Consider the following 10,434-nt stretch of genomic DNA (forward strand, 5'->3'; position numbering starts at 1 on the left):
GAATAAATGATAATAATTTATTTCTTTATGCAAACATAAAAATTATTATTGGGATAAATGATGTTTTCATTATTGTGTTATACCTAAGGCATGGTTATCTATTACAATTTTTGATTAGACATTCTATTTTCAATATAATCAGCGATGATATCATCTGAATTGTTTGGAGAAATAGTATGACAAGAAATAGTGTTGTTTTCTTCTTTTGCAAGAAATTGACTTATCTTATTGATGGCGCGTTTTCTTTCTATAGGGTTATTAATAAATAAGTCATTGCATTTTTTAATTAATGCTAACCCCTCTTTCTCTGGCAGATATGGAGGTATATCAGGATAACCATATTCCGGTTGCCATAAGAAACCGTATTCATGACTATAATAATTTTGGAGATATACATCTAATTGTAATTGTTGACTATAGTTTTGCGGTGGTAAGAAAAAAACATCTTTATGAAGAGTGACACATTCATAAAATGTTGTCAGGCCCGGATTGGCTAATACCTTACGGGCACGGTGTAATTTTTGCAGAAAATCATGCCTTGAAAAACAGCCAATATGAATATGAGGATGTGTTTTGGAAAATATTTCTGCCAGATTTACGATAGTTTTGCCTCCACCTGCAATAGTAATGTTGTTTTCATTTTGCAGTTGGGGAATAGACAACAACTCGTTGAGGAAATGATAATAAAAATCGGTTGTATCGGCGTAGACTGTATCAATGCCACCAAGAGTAATTAATATACCTTCTGGAGGATGGTCATCCATCATGCATCGTTGCAGAGAATTGTGAAGAATGGGGGGGATAACTTGATAATTACCAAGCTTATCATGGAATCTTTCAATATTGCGTTCTATTCCATGAAAGTCTTGAATAAATGTTTTTTCAGTTTTGTGCAGATCAACATGAAGATTATTCCACATCCAAAATAGCGTATCGATATAGATAATTGGTGTATTAAACGTTGAAACGAAATCAATCGAGTTAATGTTAGTATTAATGATATACAAACTGGCACCAGAAATAAGCTCAGAATAGCGTGAAAGTTCTGTCGCCGAAGTGGTATCACATTCATAAATTTCATCAAATAAGCCGGATTTTTGACCTAATTGAGAAGAAGTCAGTGTACCTAATAAAATAAATTTAGTATCCGGTGTTAATTTATTTCGGCGCTTTAATTTCTCCACCACATTTAACGTGGTGGATATTGGGCCAAAACAGAATGGCTCTGCGTCAAAAATAATATATGGAATATTTTTTAACATATTGCTCTCTCATAAAGGAATATATGCATTAAACTTCAAGTCGTAATTTACAACACGATATGAAACCTGATTTCTTCCCGCGAAGCGGGAAGAAATCACACGCATCTTGAAGTTAGATTGGTATATTTACATTTTCTATATCAAATTGTTTAGTATAAGGACAATATAAAAACGTGCTGCCATGGAGGTTATTAAGATGCAATCGTCCAGAAAGATTGAGATCGTCTGTCATTAAATGAGCTAAGAAAATATTGTGCAAATTTTGATGGGAAATAATAATCCGCATAGAAGACATTGAAAGCTCATCGCCAATTTGCATCATAAAACGATGGATCCTATCAGCCGCCTCCGTTACCTGTTCTGAATCTTTGAAAGGGGAATCAAGGGGAGTATGCAGTAACCGATAAGCAAAATCTTCACCATAGCGATGCGGAATATCTGCCAGTTTCATGCCAATAAGCTCTTCTGGAAAGAATTCACAAAGTGCATCAGTTTCTTGTATTGAACAAGACTGATATGCCGAGCTGAGTGCTTTGGCGGTTTCAAGTGCCCGGCGTTGAGATGAGGTATAAATATTTTGCCCCGGAAGTTTCCCTAATATTCGTCTACCAATTTCTCCAGCTTGTTTGATTGAAGGGGCATCAAGGGCAATCACATCATCTTCAGGGCAGTAATCTAAATGGTCAAGCGGGATAATTTTCCCATGTCTGATCCATAGTATCTTTAAGGGGGGGATGGGGCCATTGTAGTGTATGCGTCCATCTACTTGGTGGCTTGAAAGCCCATGAGATTGCCAAAAGAAGTTGGCATTTTTTCCCACATCTGTCTCCAAATGAACATATGTGGCACCGTGGCGACGTCCCCATTGCAACATAGCATGCCATAATCCATAACCCAGCTTCTGACGCTGGTATTCATCCCTGATATAAAATTCAGCAATATTCAGGGTTACTTTTTCTTCCCGTGCAAGATACACATTCGCTAATCCCGCTAATTGTCCGGCAGTTAGCAACAAAAACAGTCCCCTGTCACCTTGCAGGATGCGTTGTTCAAGGATAGTATGATTTTCCCGTGCAATAGCCTCTTCTGACTGATCGCCAAAGACTTCTGGCCAATGACGTTGAAAATATTCTCCATAAAGATGAAGAAATGAGTTCCACAAGGGAGATCGAGGGGTAACTTGTTTGAGTTCTAACATTTTACTGACTCCATTCAACTCTTGGTGAATTAAACATCAACATAACTTTCTCACACCATTGATGATAATTTAAGCTGGAATGCGCTTTTTCTTGTCGAGGTTTGGCAAGTAACGGCTGAATCAGTCCCTGATGTTTAAGTAATGTTTGCAGGGAGGGAGAACACTTCTCCCAATTTAATGCAGTACGATAGGGACTTGATTGGTAAGACGCATACAGTGAGACATTGTGAATGTCATCTTCAATAAAGTGAGATTGCAGATATTCTCTCAATGCCGCGAATTTTTTTTCGGCAGTGATATAAAAAGTAGTAAAAATATCTCTGACAGAAGAGGATATGTACTTTCTGTTTGTTAAGCGAAGGCGTAATGCTCCACCGGTATGGATAAGTTTATTGCCGTTGAAAGAATAATAAGCGGCATGAACATGCAGGAGTTCCTGTAAACAATCTTTCCTTCCATAACCCTGAGAAAGATCCAGAAATACATGAATATTGGGGTTGCTTTGAATTTCTCGCAAAAATTCCATACATCCTGGATCGATATATCCCAAAGGATGGGCAAGAAGTATGGCACAGGGTTGTGGCAGAGAGCTTAACATTGCCATCATAGCCTGGATATCTGCTTGCAAAATCATGCTGGCTTGCTCTGGTGGTAAAACAGGGTAGAAGAGTGGCTGCCAATTGGCAGCGTAAACAGAGTCAACCATGCTTTGACATATCCACTCTGGCATCAGGCAATAGCCCTGATTCGCCACGGCTTGTAGATCTTCGCGAAAAAAGCCTCGTACTGAACAGCCATAGTTCACTATAGTGTCCAAGGAAGTGCTCCCTTGCAAAGAAAGCAGATTGCGATGAGATATCATGGTGTGATCCTGAGATGAAGACGCTCAATGTATGCATTGGCTAACTGGTTATAGAATTCATTTTCTCTGCCCCATAAATCAAGTTGAAGGCCAGCATAGGGGCAATAGATCGTTTCCAGGTGACTCATCAGGCAATTGATTCCCATCAATTTTTCTCTACCCTGATAGCTACAACCCCATTTAGCGGCATACCATTGACCTGCACCGTTATTTATCATCAGTGACCAGGCACCAGGAGTACCATTATCGTCATAGGTGACGGCCAGATGATATTGGTTACTTTTGGCTAACAGGCCAGGGAGATATTGGAGATCTTCACGATTCAGGCTGCGCATATCACTCTGTTGAAGGGGTTTCCAGCCTCTTGCATCCACATATAACGCATCTTGCCATAATTGCTCAATTTGACTCGAAGCACTGTAACGTGTGACGGTATGGTGGCTGCGAGCTTTCTTAAGACTGCGTTTTAATCGTGTTGAGTGCTGGCTCAAAAAGTCAGCGACTATTGTTTTAGGCGGTATGTTGACAATCGGGGCTGACCATTTGCTCTCTTCATGACATTGCAAACCCTGCTGTTGCGCTAACTCATGCAGGCAGAAATAGGCGCGGGATTGTGCGTTCAGATACTTAAATAAGACCGGTTGCCGCTTTAAAAAAGAGAGTAATTCTTTTTCTTCTTGGGCCGTAAAAGTGAAATCGAAGAAAGTATTGCTTTGCCACTGTTGCTGGCTTTCTTGCCAAACCAGATCAACATGCTCAAAACGCCTGAATTCAGGATAACGCAATGCTGTACCTAAACGCCATAAATGAGAAGTGGTTGGATTATTAAAAAGGGCTATTGGTGCAGATTGTTGCATAATTGCCTGGCTTATTAGTGCCACAATACTGTCTGGAGAATATTTCGTGCTATCAAGCAAAGTTTCATGAGGTACATTGTAATCCCACAAACTATCTTGGGCGACTTCTCTGATACGGGAAGCTGGCAAACGATCTTCTATCGCTCGCGTCTGATTACGGGTAATCAGCGTTGGTTCCTGCGCAACGAGCCGATAATGCAGAATCCGAACACCTTTTCGCGTTAATAGGGAATGAATAGCATCAATTTCTTCAGGATAAATGAATACGCCATCCAAAATGATCAAATCACTACCCGCATCAAGGCAATCATCAGCAACCTTTAACAACCGCAAGGTATCTTCCATGATGATTTTTGGCGTAAGGCATGTTCTTGGTTCAACAAAATGATGAAAAGTATCCCAGGGTAAATAGGAGACGGTGAACCCCTGCGCCAGCATGACATCTTTCAGGCGGTTGCACGTTGTGGATTTACCACTTGCCGGTGTTCCTCTAATGACAACAACAGTTTTATGCTTCATTGCCTAATACCTTTAATTGCCAGCCTCGCATGATATCTACAATAGGATGTTGATTAAAGACGGTTTGATAATACTCGTCATGACCAATTTTAGCGGCACGGTGCATAATCTGTTTTTCGGTGAGGCGTAACTCGATTTTATGATTGCTATTGCCCAAACACATTTCCTTTCCTTGCGTATTTGGTGGTGGAGGGTAGAGCAATACATTGCAATTCTGGCCAGTGGCATGATAGTAAATCTGGATTGCTTTTTGTTGCGTGGTATTTTCCACAAACAACGTTTGCTCTGGAGAAATCTCTAGCGCTGTGCTGAGAAATTCGGGGGTATAAAGAGTAATGTTGCGGTAATACACATCCAACATCATTTGTTCTTCATCTGTCCCCTGTGGATAAGTGGCATCCGGTTTTTTGGCGTAAAGACCATATAGCATTGAGGTTGGCAACACCGTCTTGATGTAGGGAATCCATTGATCAATATGCTGGCGGATCTTATCTTCGGAGGTATCTACCCAATAAATTGGAGGTAAAGGAATGTTAAGCTGCGCCAAAGTATAAACAATGCCGGCTTCTAACCATTCCCTCATTGTGTTGTGGTTAGCTTGTTGAGGATCAAAATGCAACAAGTCGGCCATCATGATTGCTTCGTGGGATTGAAAATAGAGATAAACAGGGGCATTGTGCTGTGAAGCGATAATTGCTGGCAACACAGAATCGATCAAATCTTGTAGTGAAAGTCGGGCTGGTACACCTTTTGCGTAACAGATACAAGAACCTCCTAACACATATTGGACAGGCTGATGATTCTCGTTGAGCTGAGTAAAAAAGTTATTGCCTAATATCATGATAAATTTCCTTCCCTGGCCCACTGTAAAACATTTTCGTAAGTTGCATTATCAATAGGCACAGGCAGGCAAATACGGTCACTCACAATTGTTTTATGTTTCTCTAATGCTGATACAGGGGGCGGACTTGCTTGTAGAACCCAAGGGAAATGGTCAGAGTAGGGAGAAAGCTGATTTTTTATAATCGGATGGTTAGCCAGATCCCAGGCTTGCCAATCATATAGCAGCGTTGAATTGAAGCGAGCTTTGGGTAATTTGTTGCGTTTTAACCAGACAGAAACGGGGATCGTACCTTCCGGACGTGGGGTGATCCAATCTATGGGTAAATGTTGCAGGATCGCTTGATAACGTTCGGTTAATAAGGCACGAAACTGTTCAATATCTTCCAGTTGGTTAATCAATAATGCCGCTTGTATTTCATTGAATTTATTATTGTCACCAAAACCAATACTATTGCTCCAATCTGGATAACCTTCTGCTGTACGTTCAGCACCGTGGTCAGTCATCATGCAGGCATTGATGAACAGAGCATTATTTTTGGCAACCAGTAAACCCCCTTCACCACTACTGATTAATTTGTTGGCCTGAAAACTGAAACAGCCATATTCGCCAAATGTACCCACAGGCTGGTGTTGATATTTGACTCCCATCGCTTGTGCGCAATCTTCAATCAGGTACACATTATGTTGTTGGCAAATTTGGGCGATTTCAGCAATTGAAGCAGCAGTGCCTTCCAAATGAACGGCAATGACTGCCAGAGGTTTGGTATCCATTTGATTTAACGTCTTGTTTAATGCCTCTGGACACATCATGCCATTGTCATCGACATCGACGAGAACCGGGATTAATCCGCAACTGAGCGCGGCATTGGCAGTAGCGATAAATGAAATGGAAGGAATGAGCACCCATTGCCCGATTTTGGGCCTAAGTCCAAGTAAAGCCGCTTTGAGCGCGACAGTGCCATTTGTCAGTAGGATGGCATATTGGGTATGCAAAATATTTTGTAACAGCCTTTCTGCCTGACGGCAATATTGGCTCTCTGTGGCATATCTAAACACCGCTTTATTATCAAGAACGGTTTGCAAGCGGTATTGTATATTATCAGCAATCTTGGTATTACCGAGATAAGGTCTAAGATATGACATAGTATAATCCTAATAATCAATATTTTTATTAATATTACCTGTGCCAATGGTGAACCGGAGCAGGTATTTTATTCATTTGAATGATTAAATAAACAGCTATTGCAATCAGTAACAGTATGGAGAAACCGGCCACTGGTAAAAAAGAGTGTGTAGAGCCAGGAGCAATGGATACGGTGATGGCAGCTATTGGGAATGAAAAATTCATTGTGATCTGAAATAAAGAAAACAGACGGCCTTGTTGCATTTCCAATCCCTTTTGATAAATGGTCTTGGTAATTAAGACATTGAAATAAATTATTGCGATGTTATAGAGCAAATAGAAAAGGGATTTTGCATAAAAAATTTGTAGTTGAAAGAACAGAATGCCAAATATAAACAGGCCAATAAATATTGCAATGGGATAACGTTGGATACGATTATCAACGCAGGTTTTACTGAGTAATGTTGTACAGAAAACAGGTATCAGAGCACTGAGCAAATAGAACAGGGTGACCAATCCATAACTTTCATTCGCCAAACTTTCCATAACAACAACAGGGAGTGCCACCATCAAAAACGCATTGGCAAAAATTGCGAAAACAATAGCAATGGCAAATGTCTTATAATAACGCTGTTGAAATACAGAACGTAATCCAGCGGATAACTGGGATTTTTGCCCTGTTGTACGTTTTATCTGCATTTTTATCATAAGATAACAGACATAAAAATAAGGCAACAGAGAGAATAATTTGATAGTTACAATCGTATCTATTCCTTGAGTAATACCCAGTAAAGCACCAAATCCAGGGCCAAGGGCCGAAATAAGCGATGTAGCAATAACAATATAGAGAGAGACATTCAACGTCTTACCACCTTGTTGCGCTGTCCAGTCATTAAGTTCATGCCAGGCAACACGTGACCATGGAATTTCATAGGCAAAAAGAAATTCTAATAATGAAATAAATAAAAGCAATACAATGGGAGAAAATGTGATTTTGCTCAGTAATAATATTAATAATGACAATGTGCTAAAGATTTCAATCAACAATATAACAATACGGAATCTCCAAATATCTGTTGAATAATCAATTTTATAACCCCATAACAAAGCACCAATGGATGTGAATAAAAATATGACGCCCATATTGGCATAATAGTATGTCGTTGGTGTGTTCTCAGATAATAATATATAGGGATATCCGACGGCAAGAATACTTGAGCCAACACCATTAATCAATAAAGAAATCAGGAACAGATATCTTATCATCGTCTTAATCTTGTTTTATGGTTGTATAATGGAATTTATTATTGTAATTGTTTAAATATTTCAAACATTCATATTCATTTTTGGCAGAGCAAATAATATATCCCATTTTTTCCGTGTAATGGGTATTGGAAAAATAACTGCCCGTTTCGGCATATTGCTGCCATTCAATCACATGCTCATCTATAATTTCTTTTATCGGCGTTATGGACTTTACTTCTCCAATCGGCGGATTAAAAATGATCATCCCAATGCAATTGAGATCAGCATTCTCTATGGAGGAAGAAAGTTCTTTGCCACCCGAAGCTGGGGAAATTAATGCATTGATAAAGACATCAAAGGCATGCTTACTATAGGCTTGCGCATGAAGGTCGAATAATCTGAGTCCTGGTGGACGTGATGCGGTTTCGCAAAGTATGAGATTGTCGGTATTTTCTTCAATGAAAATTTCAGTATGAGTAAAACCGTATTCGAGATCGAATGCCTGCAATACCCGTCGATTAAATTCAAACAGCCTGTGGCTATCAGGAGAGTCTGGCAGCATGGTATGCCACATAAAATGGCTGGGTTTGGGGTGATCGGAAGCGAGTAATGAACAGGCGTAAACGCCGATGCCTTGATAGATAATCTTATGCTGAAATACTGCTGTATCAACATGCAGTAACTTACCCTGGATTTTTTCTTCCACCAGATACTCTTCAGGTGCATCAAGTTGCTGTAAGGCATAAAACAAGGAAGTGCGGTCTGGATATTCGGTCACTCCCATTGATCCCCAAAATGAGCGTGGCTTTACAATAAAACCAACCTGGTTGCCTTTGTGTTTGGCAGAATTTTCAACGGACTCAGTAAAGACCTCAAAATGTTCAGGTGAGGTTAACATTTCTGAAGCCAGTGTGAATTTGGGACAACATAGCCCACGTTCATTGGCAGTCTTCCGCATTATCCATTTATCTCTAAATGATCGGGCTACATTAATGATGTGGGTATCTTGGTTAATATGGGCTGCGATGATAGCCATCAATTCAACATGAAGCTCGGAAAAAGCGATAAAGTAATCGATGTGAATTGGAGCAGTGGTAATTGATAGTGTCTCTTTGGCCTGTTTTAGTGCATCTATTATTTTTTCACAAGCGTGGTTAGCCAACGGCTCATCAACGATTAAATAGGCCAATGCCAAAGAACAATCCGTTGAGTCCAGCCATTTTTTCTTGATCAACAGAATAAGATTTAAATTATATTGATAGCAGAGTTGAACAAAACGCTCACTATCTTTGATATCTGGCATACAGAAGATAGTCGGCTTCCCGCGATGAAAACCAGCCTGATTGTTGATGTGTATTTCTAGAGACATCGTTTTACCTTAACCTATTAGCAGGATCACAGCCTTTAATGCAGTTACAAGTGATTACGGGATACATTTTTTTACGAAATAGTGAGAATCTATCACCATGCCAAATATCGTGTAGTGAGTTCTCCAAGACATTCCCCATAATATATTGCTCAGGATTTGGCCGATACATCGTGGTATCGCAAGGGTAGACATTTCCTGTTACGGCATCAATGAATAGCGTTGTCAATGGAATAGCACATGCTTTTTTGCCGGAAGCGTTATAATGCCCCATTTCAGCGCGGCAATAATCCTCTTCATTGCGGCCGAAAATTTCATAATTGGCATCCATAAATAAATGGCGTGAAATCTGTTTGCTTTCCAGTAAGGTATTTATTTTCTGCATAAATACTTTAATTTGAGCCGTATTTAAAAATAGCAAAGGATAATCTTTAATAGGGATAAGGTTAACACCATCAACGCTTAGTTCGGTCATTTTAAGCAGGAACTTATCGATAGTGTCGTAATTTAATGAAGTCACAACATGATTGACAACAATAACAGAGCCTGCTATTTCCTGCTTAATATATTTCATGGCATCATAAAGATTGTTTGTTAACCAACGAATGCCTCGTGATTCGCCATTTTTTTCGGGTTCTACATGATCAATGGAGATATAAAATTTTCTGACAAGGTGACTCTTGTTTTGTACACGATTGAAGATCTTTTTTGATAAAGCCGTTCCATTGGTTGTAATGGAGATAGGAGTGTTTTTATTACAATCCAGAATAGCCAGAAAGTCTTTTGATAAAAAAGCTTCTCCTCCATGAATATTCACCTCTTGTGGTGAGAGAGCTTCTAACTCTTGCCAAAGTCTAATCATGTCTATTTGTTTGTGTGCATCAATCTGAGCGGTTTGCCACACATCGCAAAATTCGCAACGTGCATTACAAATATTATTTATGCGTATAAATGCATAATTAAGTTTAGGCATGGCAAAAAGCCCTTCCGGATCCAGACCAATAGGGTATTTAGCAATGGCAATTGTCTCTTCCATATTATTTTCCATTTGTTTATAAATTCAAAAGTGATAATTATTGCTATTGATAAAAAGTAAAATGAATATAATTGATTGTTGTTTTTATAGATTTGCGACTCTACAGAAATTTCACATATAATC

Annotated in this window: 9 protein-coding genes; all 9 read right to left on the bottom strand. The window is 39.4% G+C overall.

Annotated elements, in window-relative coordinates; all coding sequences use genetic code 11:
- Nucleotides 1–101 precede the first annotated feature (101 nt).
- The 9 genes from IQ211_RS16220 to IQ211_RS16260 all read right to left on the bottom strand — a co-directional run bounded on the left by IQ211_RS16220 (nt 102) and on the right by IQ211_RS16260 (nt 10,311).
- Entirely contained in the window at nt 102–1,262 is a 1,161-nt protein-coding gene (locus IQ211_RS16220; protein WP_189759265.1) for a hypothetical protein, read from the bottom strand.
- A gap of 112 nt (nt 1,263–1,374) precedes the next feature.
- Entirely contained in the window at nt 1,375–2,460 is a 1,086-nt protein-coding gene (locus tag IQ211_RS16225; protein WP_189759264.1) for a GNAT family N-acetyltransferase, read from the bottom strand.
- A gap of 1 nt (nt 2,461) precedes the next feature.
- Nucleotides 2,462–3,322, bottom strand: a complete 861-nt coding sequence (locus IQ211_RS16230; RefSeq protein ID WP_189759263.1) for a hypothetical protein — start codon at nt 3,320–3,322, stop codon at nt 2,462–2,464.
- Nucleotides 3,319–4,698 carry a P-loop nucleotide/nucleoside kinase family protein gene (locus tag IQ211_RS16235; protein WP_189759262.1) on the bottom strand — a complete coding sequence of 460 codons (1,380 nt, stop codon included), beginning with the start codon at nt 4,696–4,698 and terminating at the stop codon, nt 3,319–3,321. The genes IQ211_RS16230 and IQ211_RS16235 overlap by 4 nt, the downstream gene beginning before the upstream one ends.
- A complete protein-coding gene (locus tag IQ211_RS16240) occupies nt 4,688–5,539 on the bottom strand; it encodes a hypothetical protein (RefSeq protein WP_189759261.1) in 852 nt (283 codons plus the stop codon). Before IQ211_RS16240 ends, IQ211_RS16235 begins: the two co-directional genes overlap by 11 nt.
- Nucleotides 5,536–6,684, bottom strand: a complete 1,149-nt coding sequence (locus IQ211_RS16245; RefSeq protein WP_189759260.1) for a DegT/DnrJ/EryC1/StrS family aminotransferase — start codon at nt 6,682–6,684, stop codon at nt 5,536–5,538. The genes IQ211_RS16240 and IQ211_RS16245 overlap by 4 nt, the downstream gene beginning before the upstream one ends.
- A gap of 34 nt (nt 6,685–6,718) precedes the next feature.
- A complete protein-coding gene (locus tag IQ211_RS16250; RefSeq protein WP_189759259.1) occupies nt 6,719–7,930 on the bottom strand; it encodes an MFS transporter in 1,212 nt (403 codons plus the stop codon).
- Between the two features lie 4 nt (nt 7,931–7,934).
- Complete coding sequence (locus IQ211_RS16255) at nt 7,935–9,278, bottom strand: ATP-grasp domain-containing protein (RefSeq protein WP_189759258.1); 1,344 nt, start codon at nt 9,276–9,278, stop codon at nt 7,935–7,937.
- 4 nt (nt 9,279–9,282) lie between these two features.
- Nucleotides 9,283–10,311, bottom strand: coding sequence for a radical SAM protein (locus tag IQ211_RS16260; RefSeq protein WP_189759257.1), 1,029 nt, complete (start codon nt 10,309–10,311; stop codon nt 9,283–9,285).
- Between the last annotated feature and the right edge of the window lie 123 nt (nt 10,312–10,434).

Source organism: Xenorhabdus griffiniae (assembly GCF_015163655.1).
In the GTDB taxonomy this organism is placed as follows: domain Bacteria; phylum Pseudomonadota; class Gammaproteobacteria; order Enterobacterales; family Enterobacteriaceae; genus Xenorhabdus; species Xenorhabdus griffiniae.

What these genes read in the sequence shown, in the direction of transcription:
- IQ211_RS16235 (WP_189759262.1), bottom strand. Translation starts at nt 4,698, where the DNA reads ATGAAGCATAAAACTGTTGTTGTCATTAGAGGAACACCGGCAAGTGGT.
- IQ211_RS16240 (WP_189759261.1), bottom strand. Translation starts at nt 5,539, where the DNA reads ATGATATTAGGCAATAACTTTTTTACTCAGCTCAACGAGAATCATCAG.
- IQ211_RS16255 (WP_189759258.1), bottom strand. Translation starts at nt 9,278, where the DNA reads ATGTCTCTAGAAATACACATCAACAATCAGGCTGGTTTTCATCGCGGG.
- IQ211_RS16260 (WP_189759257.1), bottom strand. Translation starts at nt 10,311, where the DNA reads ATGGAAGAGACAATTGCCATTGCTAAATACCCTATTGGTCTGGATCCG.
- IQ211_RS16230 (WP_189759263.1), bottom strand. Translation starts at nt 3,322, where the DNA reads ATGATATCTCATCGCAATCTGCTTTCTTTGCAAGGGAGCACTTCCTTG.
- IQ211_RS16220 (WP_189759265.1), bottom strand. Translation starts at nt 1,262, where the DNA reads ATGTTAAAAAATATTCCATATATTATTTTTGACGCAGAGCCATTCTGT.
- IQ211_RS16250 (WP_189759259.1), bottom strand. Translation starts at nt 7,930, where the DNA reads ATGATAAGATATCTGTTCCTGATTTCTTTATTGATTAATGGTGTTGGC.
- IQ211_RS16225 (WP_189759264.1), bottom strand. Translation starts at nt 2,460, where the DNA reads ATGTTAGAACTCAAACAAGTTACCCCTCGATCTCCCTTGTGGAACTCA.
- IQ211_RS16245 (WP_189759260.1), bottom strand. Translation starts at nt 6,684, where the DNA reads ATGTCATATCTTAGACCTTATCTCGGTAATACCAAGATTGCTGATAAT.